This window comes from Pseudomonas brassicacearum, assembly GCF_003732175.1.
Classification (GTDB): Bacteria; Pseudomonadota; Gammaproteobacteria; order Pseudomonadales; family Pseudomonadaceae; genus Aquipseudomonas; species Aquipseudomonas brassicacearum_G.
The window spans coordinates 145,047-163,775 of the sequence record NZ_MOBI01000009.1; the positions used below are offsets into that span (position 1 = coordinate 145,047).

Here is an 18,729-nt window from a genome sequence, read left to right on the forward strand (position 1 = left end):
GGCGGTCAGATAAAGGTTTCCACCGACACACCGAAGCGCTCGGCCAACCAGCGGACTTGCCGCAGGTTGAGCTGGCGCTTGCCGCTCAGGATTTCCGATACCACCGATTGCGCGCCCACACCCGGCAGGTCGCTCTGACTCAAGCCGTGTTCGCGCATCAGGTAACGCAGCACATCAACACCACTGGCCACAGGCATTGGCCGGTGTTGCTGGTCGTAGGCCTCGATCCAGTCACTGATGATGTCCACCAGACTCATCAACGGGCTGGATTCATCTTCACCGATCAGGTCCAGCAACTCATCGAGCGCCTTGACGAGCACATCGTAATCAGCCTCGTTTTTCGGTTTGCGCAGCAACGGCGACACAAAGTGCCAGTGCTCAGCGGCTTGTTTGATCAGAACGCTCATCGACGCTCCTCCTTCCATTTACCCTTGTCATATTCACGATGGTCCAGCACCTGCTTGATATACAGCCGTTGCGCCGCGTAATGCACAACGGCGATCAGGCGCAGCTTGTTCCCGCCAATATCGAATACATGGAATGCCTCCACCTTATCGGTTGCGGGAAACATCGCCTTCATTGCCGCAAAGTCGCCCGGGCTATTCCTCTTGACCTGTCGATACCATTGATCCAGCGCATTGGCTGAATGTGGCCATTGCTCCTTGGCCTCCCATATTCGTTTTTCGGTGATCACACGCATGCAACATCCTTATCGCATCTTGCTATGGAGGTTAAACCTGGAGTCTGTATATCGCAACTTGCTATACGCGCTGGCAGACCAGCGGTGCACAGTTCGATGCGTTCTATCAGCCTAGATACGCGGCTCCCTTTGACGTTGGCGAACATGTGAGCATTCTTTTCCACTCTGTCGCCCAGGGCCGCTCTGAAGCCACGTACGACAAGCAGTCACATGGCCATGATGCGCAAGAACTTGCGCAGCATGCCTGTGGATAACTCGGCTGGGATCAGGCTTGCGGCCTCGCCTGTATGGCTTTCAAGGCACTGCGCAAGTTGTTGCGCTGTGGTGCGCAAGAAGTTGCGCAGGTTTCTTGACGAATCATCGATATTTGCTACAAATAAAACATAACTTATTGAGTTTTATAGATTAATTTTAAATGGCATGAAGCTTGATCACCACTCTGTACTCCCAGGGCAATTTCATCCCTCGGGCACCTTTGGTTTATCAGGCTAGGAAAACACACATGCCAACACCCGCGTATTTATCCATTAGGGGCGTCACACAAGGCTCGATTACCGACCAAACGTTCACTGCCGACTCCGTCGGCAACATTTATCAGGAAGGTCACGAAAACGAGATTCTGGTTCAGGCTTTTCAGCATCAGGTCATCATTCCCAGGGACCCACAGTCTGGACAACCAACCGGTCAACGCGTGCACCGCCCCTTGATGATCACCAAAGTATTTGACAAGTCTTCGCCGTTGATATTTGCCGCACTGACGTCCGGCGAAAGGCTGGATAACTGCCACTTGAAGTGGTATCGCACATCCAGTGCGGGAACTCAGGAGCACTATTTCAGCATTGAGTTAATCGATGCGCTGATCGTTGAGGTCCAATCACGTATGCCAAACTGCCAGGATCCGAACATGTCGCACTTTACTCACTTGGAAGACGTGTACTTCACCTACCGCAAAATCATTTGGACTCACGAAATTGCGGGCACTTCCGGCTCTGATGATTGGCGCGCTCCAATCTACAGCTAGTCAGATTGCACAGGTCCTTGTATCGAACAACCTTCTGACCAGTACAGTTCATACAAGCCGGAAACGCTCGCATCAGTAGCACTTGGAAGTGCTGTCAGGATCAGTGGCGACATCTCATAAAAACTACAAAACATCACACGGTCCCACTTGATACGTTTCAACTTGCCCCACGAGCGAAGCCAAAACCCAAAGTGCGCAAGAAGTTGCGCACTCACCTTCTGAAAAACACCCACCCATCCCGCTCCAGGCCGCGCCACACAAGGCCTGCAGCCAAGTGCGCAAGAAGTTGCGCAGCACTGCGCAACTTCTTGCGCACATTAGCGACTTTTCCTACAGGCAAATAGGACAAGACCGACGCTGACAATGCATATCTTATTGATTTATATACGAAATGTACTACATGGCACGAAGCTTGATGTGTAAGGAGTACCCACCGGGCGATCTCGCCTCCCGGGCACCCTCATTTATTTAGCAAGGAGAGCATCCATGGCTACACCAGCGTATATGTCCATCACCGGCACCAAACAAGGCCTGATCACTGCCGGTGCCTTCACCGCTGATTCGGTTGGCAACACCTACCAGGAAGGTCACGAAGACCAGGTCATGGTTCAGGGTTTCAACCACGAAGTGATCATCCCGCGTGACCCGCAGTCCGGCCAACCAACCGGCCAGCGCGTTCACAAGCCAGTCAAAATCACCAAGGTGTTCGACAAGTCCTCGCCACTGCTGCTGGCTGCCCTGACTTCCGGCGAGCGTCTGACTTCTATCGAAATCAAGTGGTACCGCACCTCGGCTGCCGGCACCCAAGAGCACTACTTCACCACCAAGCTTGAAGACGCGATCATCGTCGACATCAAAGACTACATGCACAACTGCCAAGACCCGGCGAACTCGCACTTCACTCACCTGGAAGACGTAGAGTTCACCTACCGCAAAATCACCTGGACCCACGAAGTATCCGGTACTTCGGGTTCCGATGACTGGCGTTCCCCGGTCGCTGGCTAAGTCTGGCCGACCGTTTCAAAACATCGGCCAGCGCTGCTGGTCGATGTTGTTTGCGCCACCCAAGAATTCTTGCCTTCGTTGATCGCCCACTCAGGGCTTGATGGATGCTGCAGCACTGCACGAGGAACAACGGATGTTCGCGCCGGCCAACCAGACTCACTTCGCCCTGACCGTAGAAGGTCTGGCGAACGATCTCCAGGTACTTGCCCTCACCGGCAGAGAAGCCATCAGTCAGCCGTTTCAGTTCGACGTCGAACTGGTCAGCGAAAACCCGTCCCTGGACCTCGAAAGCCTGCTGCACAAACCGGCGTTTTTGCAGCTCGCGCAAAACGGCACCGGCATTCACGGGCAGATCTATCGCGTCGCACAAGGCGATGCCGGTAAACGCCTGACCCGCTACTCGGTGACCCTGCGCCCGCAGTTGTCTTACCTGGCGCACCGCATCAACCAACGCATCTTCCAGAACCTCAGCGTGCCGAAAATCATCGGCCAGGTCCTCGAAGAGCACGGCATCCAGAGCAACGCCTACGAATTCAAAGTCGGGTCGATTTATCCCGAGCGCGTGTATTGCGTTCAGTACGATGAATCGGACCTGCATTTCATCCAGCGCCTGTGCGAGGAAGAAGGTATCCACTACCACTTCCAGCACAGCGCCACCGCTCACAAGCTGGTGTTCGGCGATGACCAGACGGTGTTCCCGAAACTCGCGCCGGTGGCCTACCAGCAAGACTCCGGCATGGTCGCCAACGACCCGGTGATCAAGCGCTTCGACCTGCGCCTGGAAACCCGCACCAGCCGCACCACACGCCGCGACTACGACTTCGAAAAACCGCGCATCACCCTCGAAAGCGAGTCCCGTGGCGACACCAAACCGGACCTCGAAGACTACGACTACCCAGGCCGCTTCATCGACCGCGAACGCGGCAAGCACCTGGCCAAGCGCTCCCTTGAACGCCACCGTAGCGACTACCAACTGGCCGAAGGCAAAAGCGATCAGCCGCTGCTGGTCAGCGGGCATTTCCTGGCACTCAGCCAACACCCCAAAGCCAAGTGGAACGACCTCTGGCTGCTCACTGAAATCCTTCACGAAGGCAAGCAGCCGCAGGTGCTCGAAGAGTCGGTGACCAGCGACACCACCGACCTCAAGGACGACTTCCACCAGGGTTACCGCAACCGCTTTCAGGCCACGCCGTGGGACGTGCCGAACCGCCCGCCACTGATGCACCCGAAGCCGCGCATCCTCGGTAGCCAGAGCGCGGTGGTCACCGGCCCGAAAGGTGAAGAAATCCACTGCGACCAGTACGGTCGGGTGAAGGTACAATTTCACTGGGACCGCATCGGTGCGGCCGATGACAAGACCAGCTGCTGGCTGCGCGTCTCGTCCGCCTGGGCCGGCGCCCACTACGGCGGCATCGCCATCCCGCGCATCGGCATGGAAGTGCTGGTGACCTTCCTCGAAGGCGACCCCGACCAGCCGCTGATCAGCGGCTGCCTGTACCACAAGGAAAACGTCGTCCCCTACGACCTGCCGGCGAACAAGACCCGCAGCACCTTCAAGAGCCTCAGCTCGCCCGGTGGCGGTGGCTACAACGAACTGCGCATCGAAGACAAGAAAGGCCAGGAACAGATCTTCCTGCACGCCCAGCGCGACTGGGATGAAAACATCGAGCACGACCAGAAGATCCGCGTCGGCAACGAACGCCACGACACCGTCGAGGCCAACAGCTACAGCGAGTTCAAGGCCGAAGAACACCACACCGTCTACGCCGACCGCAAAGTCGAAACCCGCGCCAACGACCACCTGACCGTCGGCGTGAACCAGCACATCAAAATCGGCACCGGCCAGTTCATCGAAGCAGGCCAGGAAATCCACCTGAGCAGCGGCCTGAAAGTGGTGCTCGAAGCCGGCAGCGAACTGACCCTCAAGGGCGGCGGCAGCTTCATCAAGATCGACGCCGGCGGTGTAACCCTCAGCGGCCCGGCGATCAACATGAACTCCGGCGGCAGCCCGGGCAGCGGCACCGGCGCGGCGCCGTTGATGCCCGGTGTCCTCAAGCAGGCCGACGCCGACAAGGCCGGCGCCGTGCTGACCCCGGCGCAGATCAACACCCTCAAGCGCAACGCGCCGTTCTGTGAAGAGTGCGAAAAGTGCAAGGCAGGTGCCTGTGCCATCTGATCGCCTGACTCCCCGTAACTGGCTCGCCAATCGCCCGCTGCAAACTGGTGAGCGCTTGTACCTGATCATCAGCAACGCCAGCGATGCGGCCCCGCTCAACGCGTTTTACCAGCAAGAAGCGACCACCGAACTGATCCCGATCTGGGGCGGTACGCCCTATGCCGACTGGCAGCCGGTGATGCCCTACCTCGCCGAGCTGAAACCCGGTTCGGCATTCCTTGAATGGATTGCCGAAACCGACGCCGAAGACTGGGGCTGGCTGGCGGTTTCCAGCAGTGCGCCGAATGTGGTGTTCGAACACTTGCGCAGTCTGACCCAGGTGCGTATGCCGGACGGGACTGAAGTGTTTTTTCGGTTTTGGGATGGGCGGCATATCTACCCGATCCTTGAAGGTCTCGGCGCTGGGGCCGGTGAAATTCTGCCGGTGTTTGATCGTTATCTGATCAATGGCCAAAGCCTGGAAGTCGGTGTACGAGGCGTGCCGCCGGCCAAGGTGTGGCCGTGGTGGGAAGTGCCGCAGAAGCTGCTCGACGCACTGGCGGAAAAAGACCACACCACCGTCGTCGACAACCTGATGCAGTGGTTGGGAGAGGACTGCCCGGAACTGTACTTCGCCTTCCCTGAAAGCAACTTGCGCCACAAGGTCGAACGCTTCGTCCGCCAACAACCCAATACAGAAGATATGGCCGAGCGTCTTGCGGCTCAGCTGACAAAGGAAGTCACGTCATGATTGATCCCATCGGTAAATTGGTCCTTCAGGTTCTGGACGCCAAGACTCCTGACGTGAGTGTCATTCTCAAGGATTTCAATAACTGCCTCAGCGACTACAAAGCCTGGGCCGACAGTTTCTGGACCGGCTGGGCATTGGATGTAAACCAGACGTTCAAGGTGGGCAACGAAGTCAGCGTCAGTGAGCGAAAAACCAAGACCGGAGCGGTTGAAACATTCGCCACCTGTCCTTTGCTGGGTGATTTCACGCTGATCCATATGTTTGAGGCTGCGCGGTTCGTGCCCATTGGCAACACCCCGGTCAAACTCGAACCGGTCAAGAAAGCGATGATCGGGTACGACGTGGTCGGTCCCGTGGTCACCGCAACGATCGGCGCCAGTGGTATTGAAGTCATCAAGGGCTGCAAACGGGGTCAGCTGTACCGCATCACTTTTTTCCCGAACGTCTCTGAAAGCAACGTCAAGGCACTGTATGCCTCCTACCAGGGCGTCATCGGCAACCTCGATGGCTGGCTTAAAAGTGAATGGTCGGGCAAGTTCCAGCCGCAATGGGCCAGCTATTCGGCAGCTGACCGAATGGGCCGATCTGCAATTCTTGTAAAGTCAGCGCTCGACAGCCTGGAAAAAGCACTGCTGGGCCTCTGGGATGACGTCAAAAGCCTGTTCGAACTGCTGGCCGACCCGATCAAGTCCGCGAAAAAACTCGCCCAGTACCTGACTAAGGAGGAGTTGGACAAACTCTACGCCGCCTCCAAGGAAGCCATTGCCACCGGCCTGCTGATTCTCAGCGATGAACCCCTGATGTTCATCTATGTGTCGGCGATCATCGCTTGGGTCGGCATGCTATCGCCACAGGTCTGTGTCGAAGTGATCACCGCGATCAGCAGCTCCTTTTTGATCAACGTTGTACTGGGCATATGCCTTTCCGGTGGTGTTGGCCTGGCAGTACGCGTTGGCACACAAACCCTGGCCAAGGTCAAATCCGGCACAGCGGTCAAATTGCTGGAGGAACTCGCCGAAAAATTGCTGACCGTCAGTAAAGGCCATGCGCTCAAAGCGCATGGCGAGACGGTGAAACCGCTCGTTGCAAGCGCGAAGAGCGTGCCGATGAGCGCGTCCAAAACCGCCGCGTTGAAAATCGAAGAAGCGACTGCGAAAACCGCTAAAGGCCCAGTGCCGAAGACCACCGATACCCCTACGCAGTTGGAGAAAAACGCCTCCGCCTTTGCCCGGAAAAAAACAGAAAAGAAAACCATCCTGGAGAAAAAGGAAAAAGTCGACGACGCCCCCGCCCAGTCGAAAAACCCCGACGAGAAAAGCGCGACGTGCGCCAAGAAAACCTGCACCAACGGCTGCCCGGTATCGATGGTCACCGGTGAAGAGTTGCTGACCCTGACCGATGGCCAACTCGACGGACTGTTGCCGTTCAACTGGACGCGCCTCTATCGCACCAGCGCCGCAGAAATCGATTACGGCCTCGGTTACGGCTGGAGCCATGCGCTGGCGCAACGGGTCGATATCGCGGGCGACGACGTGGTCTGGACCGACCACGAAAACCGCGTCACGACTTTCCCTTTGCCGAGCGTGCAACGTGCGGCGATCACCAACAGTCTGTCGGAAGCAGCGATTTTCCTCGGTGACGATCCCTCTGAACTGATCCTGACCCAAGCCGGAGAGAGCACTCAGTTCTACCACTTCCGCTACAACAACAAGGGCGCGACGCTGATCGCCATCAGCGACGATTACGGCAATCGCCTGCACATCACCCGCGACATTCACGGGCGGATCAAACGAGTCGATAACGGCGCCGGTCGTGCCTTGCTGCTGCGTTACGACCGCAAGCACATCATCGCCGTCGACTATCAGCAGTTCAGCCCGGCGGACAATCTGGAAGAGGCCTGGAGCACGGTCCAGACACTGGTGACTTATGGCTACGACGCACAGTGGCGCCTGATCGAGGCGAAGAACGCCGCCGGTGAAGCCGAGCGCTACGCCTACAACGATCAGAACGTGATCCTCGAGCGGCAACTGGCCGGCGGCGCGAGTTTCTACTGGGAATGGGAAAAGGAAGGCAAGTCGGCACGCTGCATCCATCACTGGGCAAGCTTCTCCCAAATGGACGCGCACTACGTCTGGGATGACAAGGGCAGCGTCACGGTTACCAACGCCGACGGCAGCGAAGAGGTTTACACCCACGACGACCAGGCTCGACTGGTCGCCAAGGTCGACCCGGATGGCGCCGAACACCTTAAGGCCTACGACGAAAAAGGTCGTTTGATTGCAGAGAAAGATCCACTCGGCGCAGTGACCGAATACCAGTACAACGAAGCTGGCCGACTGGTCGCGGTAATCCCGCCGGAAGACGCACCGACTACTTACGAGTACTACAACGGTTTTGTGCGCGTGGTGAACCGGGGCCAGGCGACCTGGAAATACTGGCGCAACGACCAAGGCGACATCACCGAACAAATCGACCCAGACGGCAACTCCACCCACTATAGCTACGACCAAAAAGGTCGCCTGCTGGAAATCCGTCACCCGGACGGCAGTCGCCACCAACTGGGCTGGAACAACCTCGGCCAACTGCTCGAAGAACGCCTGCCCGACGGCGGCCAGCGCAAATACCGCTACGACGCATTGGGCCGGCAGATCACTCGCCAGGAAGAAAGCGGCGCCATCACCCAGTACCAGTGGGACAACGCCAACCGCCTCGCGCAGATTACCCTGCCCGGCGGCGCCACCCGCGCTTTCAGCTACAACCCTTATGGTCGGGTCACCGCCGAACGCGATGAATTGGGCCGCGTCACCCGCTATGAATACGCCGATGGCCTGCATCTGGTCAGCCGCCGCATCAATCCCGACGGCAGCCAACTGCGCTACCGCTATGACAATTCGCGCCTGCTGCTCACCGAGATCGAAAACGAACGCGGCGAGCACTACCACCTCGATTACTACCCGAACGGCCTGATCCAGCAGGAAACCGGCTTCGACGGGCGTCGCACTGCTTACGAATATGACCTCAATGGCCAACTGCTGAAGAAAACCGAGTTCGGTGACGACGGCAGCGAGTTGGTCACTGAGTACCAGCGTGACGCCGCTGGCCGTCTGCTGGTGAAAACCCTGGCTGATGGCGAAGAAGTTCACTACAGCTACGATGCCCTTGGCCGCTTGGTGAACGTTGACGACGGTCACTGGCCGCTGGCCTACGAGTACGACCTGCAAGACCGCCTGACCACCGAACACCAAGGCTGGGGCACCCTGCGTTACGAGTACGACACCGTCGGTCAACTGAAACACTGTCGCCTCCCGGACGGCAGCAAGCTTGATTACCGCCATCAACGCGGCGGTCAGTTGAGCAGCATCGACCTCAACGGCGCGCGCCTGACCACTCACCAGTTCAGCGCCGGCCGCGAACAGCAGCGCCAACAAGGGTTGTTGCTCAGCCAATACCTGTACGACGAACAAGGTCGCCTGCAAGCCCACAGCGTCAGCCAGCAGGAACGCAACCTGTTCCAGCGCCGCTACGCCTACGACGCCAACGGCAACCTCGCCGGCATCGATGACAGCCGCAAGGGAAATCGCAGCTACCACTACGACCCGCTCGACCGCCTGATCAACGTGCGCGGCAGCACCCCGGAAACCTTCGCCCACGACCCGGCCGGTAACTTGCTGGGCCAGGGCGACCAGCCCGCCGCCAACCTGGCCAACGTCAAAGGCAACCGCCTGCTAATGCAAGGCGACCGCCATTACGACTACGACGCCTACGGCAACCTGACCCGCGAACGCCGCGGCACCGGGCAAAAACTCGTCACCGAATACCGCTACGACTGCCAGCACCGCCTGATCGGCGTCAGCCTGCCCGGCGGCAGCAACGCCACTTACCAATACGACGCCTTCGGCCGCCGTATCGCCAAGACTGTCGACGGCCACACCACCGAGTTCCTCTGGCAAGGCGAACGGCTGATCGCCGAAAGCGCCAACAACCGCTACCGCAGCTACATTTACGAACCCGGTACCTTCCGCCCCTTGGCCATGCTCGACGGCGAAGGCCCGCTCAAGGCCGAGCCGTTCTACTACCAACTCGACCACCTCGGCACCCCGCAGGAGCTTACCGACTACAGCGGCGAGATCATGTGGTCGGCGAAATACCGCGCCTACGGCAACCTGGCCACACTGGATGTGGCTGAAATCGACAACCCGCTGCGCTTTCAGGGTCAGTATTTCGATGCTGAGACGGGCTTACACTACAACCGGCATCGCTACTACAATCCAGGCACTGGACGGTTTTTGACCCCGGACCCGATCAAGCTGGCTGGGGGGTTGAACAACTACCAGTACGTGCCTAACCCTACGGGGTGGGTGGATCCGTTGGGGTTGAATGCGAACTGCCCGGGACCCGACTGCAAGCTACCTACTAACTCAGCAAATGCGACGAAACCTGACCGCATCCCCATGACCCAGGCTAAGTACGATGAGGTCATCAATCTTGAAAAAGGTAATAGGCCGGGTAGTGCACGCGAATACTTGCCGGAGCAGTACGTGGACCTTCATGAGGGGGCTTTTAAACAACAGGGAGGTTCATTTGTCGTGATCGACGAGTGGATTGAACGTTCATCGTATCCTACATTCCCCCCTAGAAAATTCGTGGGACTCCCTTCAGAGATGGACAAGGTAGTTGCCAAGTACAAAGCGAGCGGTGGTGACTGGGAAGTGCTAAATAGAGAGCTAAACCTTGGCTCAGCTGACCTCTCGTCCGCGAAAATTTATCTTGTGAAAATCAAGCCAAATGATCCAAGATTCAAATACGAAATACCAAACGGTAATGAAGCAGGCGCTTATCATAAGGAGTGGGTACCTGGAGGCGAGACAAAAAGTGGCACAAAGGAAGCAGCACTGATTGGCTCTGAAAAAATCGAACATGGCTCTGACATGAGCAAACTCCTCAGCCAATTTGAAGATTGGGAAAAACTTCAATGATCAGCAACTTTGAAACTGCCTTAAGCAAAGATGAATTCCCCGAATATTTCAGGGGAACTGGAAAATATTTCACGAGAGACCCTGACTGGGGCACTCAGCTGCATATCATTAACTGGCAGGGACTATGCGGCTTTCTTAAAAACCAAGAGAATCCCGCCACCATACTTAAGTCCGCATTTAATAAATACTTGAATACCATAAAAGAAACAACAGAAGATGCCAGCGACCTTCTAGAAAATATAGGTTGCTATTATTACATGCGAAAAAAAGTCGCAGCTCTATCCGAGAATGACTTTGACCTCGTTCGTGACATGACAGACAAAGAAAAACAGACAATATCAAGAGCGATTATATTTCTGCGCAACGAATTAACCAATGCGAACAACTCTCAGGACCTAGAGCTCTTTAACCGTCGAATGACCAAACTCGTCAATGACGGTGGCCCATCGAATATAGAGAGCCTTTGAAAACAAAGGGGCGGATTTATTTTCTAGGTACTCAGTGAAAGTCCGTCTTTTTCATCTTATGAAAACTATCAAAATCTGATGAAAAAGAAAGGGAACGCCCATTAGCCGGCCCAGGAAACAAAGGAGGCTTTGCTCATGGAGAGAAATAATGATGGGAGCCTGATATGAAATTTGATTGGAGCTCTTTTGGCATTGAGCAGAACTCCACCGTTGATGCCGATACGATTACCAAAGTACAAATACTACTTGGTGTAGTTTTTCCAGAATCATATTTGGATCTGGTCAAGTATTCTGATGAGGCATCCCCAGAAATTTCTTCATTTTCATATGGCGACGAAGAAACTTGCATAAGCGAGTTTTTTTCTTTCTCGCCTAATATTAAACCGTATACCGTCTCATGGTACTCACGAGCAGGAGGAGTTCCCGGACTTCCCCAAGGAATGATCCCCATCGCAAGGGACGCCGGTGATTACCTAATTTGTCTAGTTTTCAACAAGCCGTCTATTGCTGTTGAGATTTTTGATCCGAATTCAGGTAAAACCTACTTTGCTTCCTCCAACTTTGATGAATTTGTCGGTTCATGGAGTGAATAGAGAGCGGCGTTTAGAAAAGAAAGGGGACGCCCATTAGTCGCTCCTACATCAAGACCCAAAACCGCCAACTTTTAGTTCTCCTTTTAGCTCTTAGATCATGCCAAAAATAAGTATTGCTCCAGCAGTTCCAACAGACGATCTAGAAATCACAAAGTTTCTGCACCAAAGATTTAAAATGTCTCTGACAGGATCGCAAAAAAAGTTACGCATGGGCGAAAGCGGTTTTTTCTTCACATGCGAGCTCTACGAAAATGATCACGTACAACGCGAAAAAGACATACGGGATATCATCCTTTTTTTCAAACAACGGAATACCCCTCTTTTATTTATCAAAATTGAAGGCAAGCAAGATTGGGGCAATCTAATCCCCGACAACATTCATGACTTTGCTATATCAGAGGACGAGATGATAAACACCTTAGACTCCTCTGCAGGACTATACGAATAAAAACCTCAGAAAAAGAAAGGAGAGGATTTTATTCCCTAGGTATTCAGCACCCATTTTAGCCACTACCCTTATCCACAAACATGGCATCCATCAAAGGCTAGAGTTTCGCACCGATGATACGAGACAAGTTATATGAGACAGTCAAAAGCTATGGGTTTACCATAGCGTTATTTACCGACCATCAAAATTTCTTTTCTTCCTGGTCAATCACTGTCAGAAAAAATGAAAATAGCTACATAATTGAACACGAAGGACGAGATAACTGGTTAATCATTTATTGCGAAAGAGCACCAGACAAACTCGAAGAGCTTGATAAGAAAATCTCTCATGCCATGACTGACGATGACAAAATTGATCAATGCGGAATATGGCTGTCAGCCATTGCATAAACCGTCCCAATCCAAGTCCTAGGAAATTTCCCGCATGCTGTAGCGCCTTAGGTGAACTTGTCCCAAATAGACCACGCAGATAGTCTTCACAAGTCGCCACAAAACCAGCGGCCAGTTTTGACAGACTGAACAGTATCAAGGCATGCAAATGCCGCTATGCGGCTCCATAACTCAGGGAGCTTCACCATGAAAAAGATCACCCTCAAACCACTCAGCCTCACCGCCACCGATCCCCTCGATACCCAAAACCCAACCCAACGTCCCAGCCCCATCTTCACCGTTACCCCCAACATCGACACTGAAACCCTGTTAATCCACGCCAGCGAAACCCTGGCCTCACTCAACGCGATGACCACCGACCTGGCCTTTGAACTCGAAGGCGCACACCGCAACGTGGCGCTGGGCATTCAGCAGATGATCGTGTTGGGCGAGCTGCTGGTGAACAGAGCACTGGAGAACCTCGACCTGCCCGACTCGGCGGGCAACAGGCTCAATCCTTCTGCCGTCCATTGACGGGCCGCGTTGTTTTATCGAATGGAGTGTTCCCCATGTCTCGATACATGCCCATCACCGGCCTGGACTGCAACGTCCCTTCCCTGCTGATCGACACCGAAGCCCCGCTCGACGTGCTGCACGAAACAGCGGCCTTCCGCATCCGCAGCGCCACCCAACTGCTGGAAACCTTCGCCCTGCGCGACGACATCCAGGGTGATGCCAGCGTCCTGCACGAAGTTGCGCAAGCGCTGGTCATTTCGCTGCGCGACGGCTGCGACATGCTGGACGTCATCGGGCGACGCTTGCGAGCGCAAGTTTCGGCGTAATGACAATGGGCGACCTTCGGGTCGCCCATTTTTTGTGGCCATCAAAGATAAGCGCATCACAGGCATCCACGAGGCGTCACTGGCGGCACTCACAGCGTAAGACTTAAAAAATAAGGATTACCATATTGATTCTTATCAGACTTAAGACTCTATATAGTGGCTCTTAACAACAAGCAAAAAACCCCGAAAGGGGCTCTTCTCTCCCATGGGTGCTGGACTTTGTCCCACTACAAGCGACGACGCACTGATCTGAGCAGCCCTATCCTTCCTTGCGCATCATTATGACCTTCTATACTGTTGCTTAATCTACTTAAAGATCACTTTGGCAAAGCCTAATGAGCACTTTTTTTCCACTCGACTGCGCTGAAAGCCTTATAAAAATAGGCCTCCTGGCCAAAAAACGACGTCAGGAACGCGGCCTGAGGCAGAAAGACCTCGCCAAACTGGTGGGCGTAGCCGCAGGCACGCTGGGCAAAATCGAGGCTGGCGACCCCGTCGTTGAACTGCGCACCTTCATGTTGGTGTTATGGCATCTGGGCCTGCTTTCAGAAGTATTCAATGACGAGCCAATCAGCAAAAAAGCCCCTGAGCTGAAGAGCCAGCGAGTGCGCATCAAGCGCGTGACCGAAGAGAGCTTCTGATGAACATCCCTGCGGCATACATCTACATGGAGCATCCACTCACCGCCGAGACGGTTACCTTGGGACGGTTGAGCATGGGCCGTAGCGGCAGCGGCGAGTTCGTGTACTCCCCTGCCTACCTTGCGCAAAACGATTGGGTGCCAGATCCGATTCGTTATCCGCCGAGCGATCAGGTGTTTCGGGTAACGACCAACAATGGCATTCCGGGGTTCATACGCGATTGCATGCCCGATTCATGGGGCGAACAGTTGCTCAAGTCTCTGCATGGTCAAGCGATGACGCCTATCGAGATGCTGATCAGATCGCCTAACAACGACCGTTCCGGCAACCTGATGGCCGGAACTGCACGAAAGGCTCCACCGGGTATTGGAGGTGAATCGATCCCGTCACTGCAAGGGCTCGGGGACTTCATCGATACCGCCGATATCATTCAAAGCCATCAGCTTATCGACCCTGACCGGCAGAAAATCCTGTTGGTCCGTCAGCGTTCTTCCCTTGGTGGCGCCCGACCCAAACGCACACTGCGCGATGGCAATACATTGGTCCTGGCCAAGGCTCGGGATCGCTTCGATACCGTCGACATCCCGGCGATCGAACACGCGTGTATGACGTTTGCGGCGTCAAAAGGTATCCACACCGCAAGAACGCGGCTGATCACAGATAAACGCTCTACGTTGTTGGTGGATCGTTTTGACCGGGTTGAAGTCGACGGCCGCATGCGCAGGGTTCCCATGCTCAGTGCGCTAACGTTGCTGGACGCTGACTGGTCTTCGACTGATCACAGCCGCTGGCGCTATGCCGGTGTAGCCGATGAAATGCGCAGGCGTGGCGTCCCTTTGGGGGATCTGGAACAGTTCTACGTTCAAATGTGCTTTCACGTTCTGGTCGGCAATGACGATGCACACGCCAAGAACCTGGCCATTATCTGGCGTGACGGTTCCTGGCGCCTTTCGCCGATGTACGACGTAGTCCCATCGCCACACGAATCACCCGCCACGATGGCCATGGCACTAGGTAACGAAGGGACGCTAATCAGCCGGCAAAACATCCTCAGCCACCATGAACATTTCGGACTTGATCTACAGGGTGCCGAAACCATTCTTGATCGGGTATTGGGGTGGGAAGCCGAGTTGCGTGAGCACTACATGGCTCAACTTGACGGCGTGGACTATGAAGCGGCTATTGGCGCCATCAGTAGTGCCAGAGTGGTTTAGCGTCAGGGCGATATCGAGCTTGATATCTCTGCTACCAGCCTCCAACTACTAAATCTCTGCCTCGCCTCTACGGAGCTCTCCGATGTCCGATCCACTGCTCATCCCCTGCCCCCACTGCAACGGCCTCAACCGCATCCCCGCCGAGCGCCTAGGCGATCACCCCAAGTGCGGACGCTGCAAAGCCGAGATCCTGTTGAACAAACCCTTCGAGCTGACGCAAGGCGATTACGCCAGTCAGATCAAGGGCGATCTGCCGTTGCTGGTGGATGTGTGGGCGGATTGGTGTGGGCCGTGCAAGTCGTTTGCGCCGGTGTTCGAGCAGGCGGCGGGGCAGTTGGCGGGCAAGTGTCGGTTGGCCAAACTGGACAGTGAGGCGAATCAGCAGTTGTCGGCGCAGCTGGGGATTCGCTCGATTCCGAGTTTGATTCTGTTCAGGAACGGCCGGGAAGTGGCACGTCAGAGCGGGGCGTTTCCGTTGCCGCAGTTGATGAGCTGGTTGCGCAGTCAGGGGGTTTGACGACGATCTCGAAGCCACCCTGAACCAAATAATGTGGGAGCGAGCCTGCTCGCGATAGCGGTTTATCAGTCACCTGCAATGTCGGCTGTCAGGCCCTCATCGCGAGCAGGCTCGCTCCCACATGGGTTCTACGTCGTCTGTAGGAATCAGGTGTTTTCCAGCAGGTTGTGCAGTTCGACGAACTGTTGGGTCAGTTTGTGCCGGGGGTCGAGGTGGATCAGCGGCATGTTGGCCTGGTGGGATTCGCGCATGCGCACCGAGCTGGCCAGGTACACCGGGAGCACCGGCAGGCCTTCGGCGATCAGCTCGTCGAGCATCTGCTGCGGCAGGCTCGCGCGGGCCTGGAACTGGTTGACCACGATGCCTTCGACTTGCAGGTCTTCGTTGTGGTCTTCCTTCAACTCTTCGATTTCCGCCAGCAAGCCGTACAGCGCCTGACGGGAGAAGCTGTCGCAATCGAAGGGAATCAGCACGCGGTCGGCGGCGATCAACGCGGACACGGCGTAAAAGTTCAACGCTGGCGGGGTGTCGAGGTAGATCCGGTCGTAGTCTTCCGCCAGTTCGTCGAGCAGTTTGCGCAGCTTGTTGATCTTGTGTTTGGCCTCAAGCTTGGGTTGCAGGTCGGCAAGCTCGGCCGTGGCGGTGACCACATGCAGGTTGTCGAACGGGGTTTCGTAGATGTCGACCTGGTTTTTCTTCGAGAACGGCCCGGATGACAAGGTCTGTTTGAAGAAGTCGGCGATGCCCATCGGGATGTCGTTGCCGGTCAAACCCGTCAGGTACTGAGTGGAGTTGGCCTGGGCATCGAGATCCACCAGCAGCGTGCGATAGCCCTCGCTGGCGCTGACCGCCGCCAGATTGCAGGCAATACTGGATTTGCCTACGCCACCTTTCTGATTGAACACCACGCGCCGCATGTCAAAACCTCCGTGTATCAAAGAATGACCGAGTGTAGTTGCCGACACCGCTGCTTCGCTACCTCGTTGGCAGTCGGACTGCACGGTCAGCTGCAATCTCGGCAAAAAACCGACCGGCTTCGCTCTTTGATCGATGAATCAACTGACAGACATGTCTGTAAAAAACTGAATAATGGCAAAACGACAGCTTTTTCGCAGATAAACGGCATGGCACGCTGAACAAAATGGGGCCAGTATTTGCTACAAGCCCGCCGCACCGGGATAATGCGCGCCACTCGGCGGTAGCGTCATGCCGGGTCAGTCGCCGGTCAATCGACTCACCGCGTCAAGGAAGCCCGCAGGGGCGGGATGAATTTTCAGTGATCAAATTCAATATCGCCCAATGGCGCGCTTGGGCCCCTGGGCTCGAAAGCGTGGACGATTGGCAAGCCTGGAGCCGACAACCGGTCGTGCTTGAGAACAGCGATGCCGCCCCCGACGTATCGTTTTTGCCAGCCATGCAGCGTCGGCGACTCAGCCGTCTGGCGCGGATGGCCTTTAGTGTCGGCTGGCCATTGGCCGAGGGTCACGAACAGCTACCGTTGGTCTTCATTTCTCGTCACGGCGAAACCCCGCGCACCTTCGAGATTCTCAACGACCTGGCCGCCGATCAGCCGCTGTCGCCGACCCAGTTCAGTCTGTCGGTGCACAACGCGGTCATTGGCCTGTGGTCGATCATGCGCGGCGAAACCAGCGAAATGACCGCCCTCGCCGCAGCCGGCGATGGCCTTGAACACGGCATGCTGGAGGCGGCGGCGCTGCTCGAAGAAGGCGCGCCTGCGGTGTTGCTGGTGATCACCGAAGAGCAGCCGCCACAAGCCTACTCGACCTGGATCGACGATGTGCCGTTTCCGTACGCGGTGGGCCTGTTGATCACGCCAGGAAATCAGTGGCAGCTGTCTCTGAACAGCACCTCGGATACGTTGTCCAAACCCCATTGGCCTCATGCGCTGAATCTGTTGAGTACGCTGCTCGGCCAGCAGACCACCTGCCAACATGCCTGGAAAAATCGTGTATGGACCTGGCAACGCAACCAGTAACCGATAAAAACCGCGACGCCTATTACTGGCGTCTGCTGGCCACTGCCGCGAGCTTCACCTTCTTCGGGTTGGGTGCGCTGTGCCTGCGATTGGTAGTTTTGCCGCTATTGAGTTGCCTGCCGGGCGATGCCCAGACCCATCGGCAACGGGCACGATATACCGTCAGCCGGATATTCTGGTTTTTTGTCCGGTTCATGGCCCGCACAGGCGTGCTGACCTACGACATCCAGGGTGCGGAAAAGCTCGGGCGCCCGGGGCAGATGATCATCGCCAATCATCCATCGTTGATCGATGTCGTATTCCTGATCGGCCTGGTGCCCCACACCAACTGCGTGGTCAAGAAAAGCCTCTGGGAAAACCCCTTTACCCGTGGCCCGTTACGTCGCACCGAATACATCAGCAACGATGGCAGCATGGAGATGCTCGATGCCGCTGCCGACGCGCTGAAAAATCAGCAGACCCTGATCATCTTTCCCGAAGGCACCCGCACCCAACCCGGTCAACCGCCGGCCTTTCATCGGGGTGCTGCGGCAATTGCCCTGCGCGGTGCGAGAATTGTCACCCCGGTGATCATCAAGGTCAGCCCCACGACCCTGACCAAGGCCGAGCCTTGGTATCGGATCCCAAAACGCCGCGTGCACTTCAGTTTCCGTGTCGGGGCCGATATAGACCCACAGGCCTTCGCCGCGCTGGGCCCTGCACCTCAGGCCTCGCGCAAGCTCAACGATTATTTTCACCATTACTTTATTAAGGAGCTCGCCGAAGATGAGCGATCTGAAGCTTGAGATAAAACTGCTGATCATTGACGCCCTGGGCCTCGAAGACATCGGCGTGCAGGACATCGGCGACGAGCAGACGCTATTCGGCGAAGGCCTGGGCCTGGACTCGGTCGACGCGCTGGAGCTCGGCCTGGCGATCCAGAAAAAGTACGGCATCAAAATCGACGCCGATGCCAATGACACCCGTGGTCACTTCACCAACGTGGCGAGCCTTGCGGCGTTCGTCACTGCAAAACAGGCAGCTTGAGACCGGACC

19 protein-coding genes are annotated in these 18,729 nt (G+C 56.1%); 16 read left to right on the forward strand and 3 right to left on the reverse strand.

Features of this window, described 5'->3' with window-relative positions:
• Nucleotides 1-5 precede the first annotated feature (5 nt).
• Both BK658_RS08625 and BK658_RS08630 read right to left on the reverse strand, forming a co-directional pair.
• Nucleotides 6-407: a helix-turn-helix domain-containing protein gene (locus BK658_RS08625; protein ID WP_123581951.1), complete on the reverse strand. Its 402-nt coding sequence runs from the start codon at nucleotides 405-407 to the stop codon at nucleotides 6-8.
• On the reverse strand, nucleotides 404-700 hold the full coding sequence (locus BK658_RS08630; protein ID WP_123581952.1) for a type II toxin-antitoxin system HigB family toxin: 297 nt from the start codon (nucleotides 698-700) through the stop codon (nucleotides 404-406). The genes BK658_RS08625 and BK658_RS08630 overlap by 4 nt, the downstream gene beginning before the upstream one ends.
• 502 nt (nucleotides 701-1,202) lie before the next feature.
• On the opposite strand from BK658_RS08630, the gene BK658_RS08635 reads away from it, so the two are divergent.
• The 13 genes from BK658_RS08635 to trxC all read left to right on the forward strand — a co-directional run bounded on the left by BK658_RS08635 (nucleotide 1,203) and on the right by trxC (nucleotide 15,698).
• Nucleotides 1,203-1,721, forward strand: coding sequence for an Hcp family type VI secretion system effector (locus BK658_RS08635; RefSeq protein WP_123581953.1), 519 nt, complete (start codon nucleotides 1,203-1,205; stop codon nucleotides 1,719-1,721).
• 486 nt (nucleotides 1,722-2,207) lie between these two features.
• The gene (locus tag BK658_RS08640; protein WP_123581954.1) at nucleotides 2,208-2,726 is read left to right on the forward strand and encodes an Hcp family type VI secretion system effector; all 519 of its coding nucleotides are present in this window, start codon (nucleotides 2,208-2,210) and stop codon (nucleotides 2,724-2,726) included.
• A 133-nt stretch (nucleotides 2,727-2,859) separates the two neighbouring features.
• Nucleotides 2,860-4,902: a type VI secretion system Vgr family protein gene (locus BK658_RS08645; RefSeq protein WP_123581955.1), complete on the forward strand. Its 2,043-nt coding sequence runs from the start codon at nucleotides 2,860-2,862 to the stop codon at nucleotides 4,900-4,902.
• Entirely contained in the window at nucleotides 4,892-5,632 is a 741-nt protein-coding gene (locus BK658_RS08650; protein ID WP_123581956.1) for a DUF4123 domain-containing protein, read from the forward strand. Before BK658_RS08645 ends, BK658_RS08650 begins: the two co-directional genes overlap by 11 nt.
• A complete protein-coding gene (locus BK658_RS08655; protein WP_123581957.1) occupies nucleotides 5,629-10,608 on the forward strand; it encodes an RHS repeat-associated core domain-containing protein in 4,980 nt (1,659 codons plus the stop codon). Before BK658_RS08650 ends, BK658_RS08655 begins: the two co-directional genes overlap by 4 nt.
• Nucleotides 10,605-11,075, forward strand: a complete 471-nt coding sequence (locus tag BK658_RS08660; protein ID WP_123581958.1) for a hypothetical protein — start codon at nucleotides 10,605-10,607, stop codon at nucleotides 11,073-11,075. The genes BK658_RS08655 and BK658_RS08660 overlap by 4 nt, the downstream gene beginning before the upstream one ends.
• A gap of 164 nt (nucleotides 11,076-11,239) precedes the next feature.
• Entirely contained in the window at nucleotides 11,240-11,668 is a 429-nt protein-coding gene (locus tag BK658_RS08665; protein ID WP_123581959.1) for an SMI1/KNR4 family protein, read from the forward strand.
• Nucleotides 11,669-11,843: 175 nt separating this feature from the next.
• Nucleotides 11,844-12,116, forward strand: a complete 273-nt coding sequence (locus tag BK658_RS08670; protein ID WP_259740069.1) for a hypothetical protein — start codon at nucleotides 11,844-11,846, stop codon at nucleotides 12,114-12,116.
• 575 nt (nucleotides 12,117-12,691) lie between these two features.
• Nucleotides 12,692-13,018, forward strand: a complete 327-nt coding sequence (locus BK658_RS08680; RefSeq protein WP_123581962.1) for a DUF6124 family protein — start codon at nucleotides 12,692-12,694, stop codon at nucleotides 13,016-13,018.
• Between the two features lie 35 nt (nucleotides 13,019-13,053).
• Nucleotides 13,054-13,326, forward strand: coding sequence for a hypothetical protein (locus tag BK658_RS08685; RefSeq protein WP_103317178.1), 273 nt, complete (start codon nucleotides 13,054-13,056; stop codon nucleotides 13,324-13,326).
• A gap of 335 nt (nucleotides 13,327-13,661) precedes the next feature.
• A complete protein-coding gene (locus BK658_RS08690; RefSeq protein ID WP_123581963.1) occupies nucleotides 13,662-13,967 on the forward strand; it encodes a helix-turn-helix transcriptional regulator in 306 nt (101 codons plus the stop codon).
• Nucleotides 13,967-15,181: a type II toxin-antitoxin system HipA family toxin gene (locus BK658_RS08695; protein ID WP_259740070.1), complete on the forward strand. Its 1,215-nt coding sequence runs from the start codon at nucleotides 13,967-13,969 to the stop codon at nucleotides 15,179-15,181. The genes BK658_RS08690 and BK658_RS08695 overlap by 1 nt, the downstream gene beginning before the upstream one ends.
• An 82-nt stretch (nucleotides 15,182-15,263) precedes the next feature.
• Nucleotides 15,264-15,698: a thioredoxin TrxC gene (gene trxC, locus BK658_RS08700; RefSeq protein WP_123581964.1), complete on the forward strand. Its 435-nt coding sequence runs from the start codon at nucleotides 15,264-15,266 to the stop codon at nucleotides 15,696-15,698.
• 146 nt (nucleotides 15,699-15,844) lie between these two features.
• On the opposite strand, the gene BK658_RS08705 is transcribed toward trxC, so the two are convergent.
• Nucleotides 15,845-16,615, reverse strand: a complete 771-nt coding sequence (locus tag BK658_RS08705; RefSeq protein WP_123581965.1) for a ParA family protein — start codon at nucleotides 16,613-16,615, stop codon at nucleotides 15,845-15,847.
• Between the two features lie 359 nt (nucleotides 16,616-16,974).
• Between BK658_RS08705 and BK658_RS08710 the strand changes: the two genes are divergently transcribed.
• The 3 genes from BK658_RS08710 to BK658_RS08720 are packed head-to-tail and all read left to right on the forward strand — an operon-like array spanning nucleotide 16,975 to nucleotide 18,720.
• Entirely contained in the window at nucleotides 16,975-17,694 is a 720-nt protein-coding gene (locus BK658_RS08710) for a beta-ketoacyl synthase chain length factor (RefSeq protein WP_054595269.1), read from the forward strand.
• On the forward strand, nucleotides 17,670-18,479 hold the full coding sequence (locus BK658_RS08715; protein ID WP_123581966.1) for a lysophospholipid acyltransferase family protein: 810 nt from the start codon (nucleotides 17,670-17,672) through the stop codon (nucleotides 18,477-18,479). The genes BK658_RS08710 and BK658_RS08715 overlap by 25 nt, the downstream gene beginning before the upstream one ends.
• Nucleotides 18,460-18,720 carry a phosphopantetheine-binding protein gene (locus BK658_RS08720; RefSeq protein ID WP_054595267.1) on the forward strand — a complete coding sequence of 87 codons (261 nt, stop codon included), beginning with the start codon at nucleotides 18,460-18,462 and terminating at the stop codon, nucleotides 18,718-18,720. Before BK658_RS08715 ends, BK658_RS08720 begins: the two co-directional genes overlap by 20 nt.
• Nucleotides 18,721-18,729: the final 9 nt, after the last annotated feature.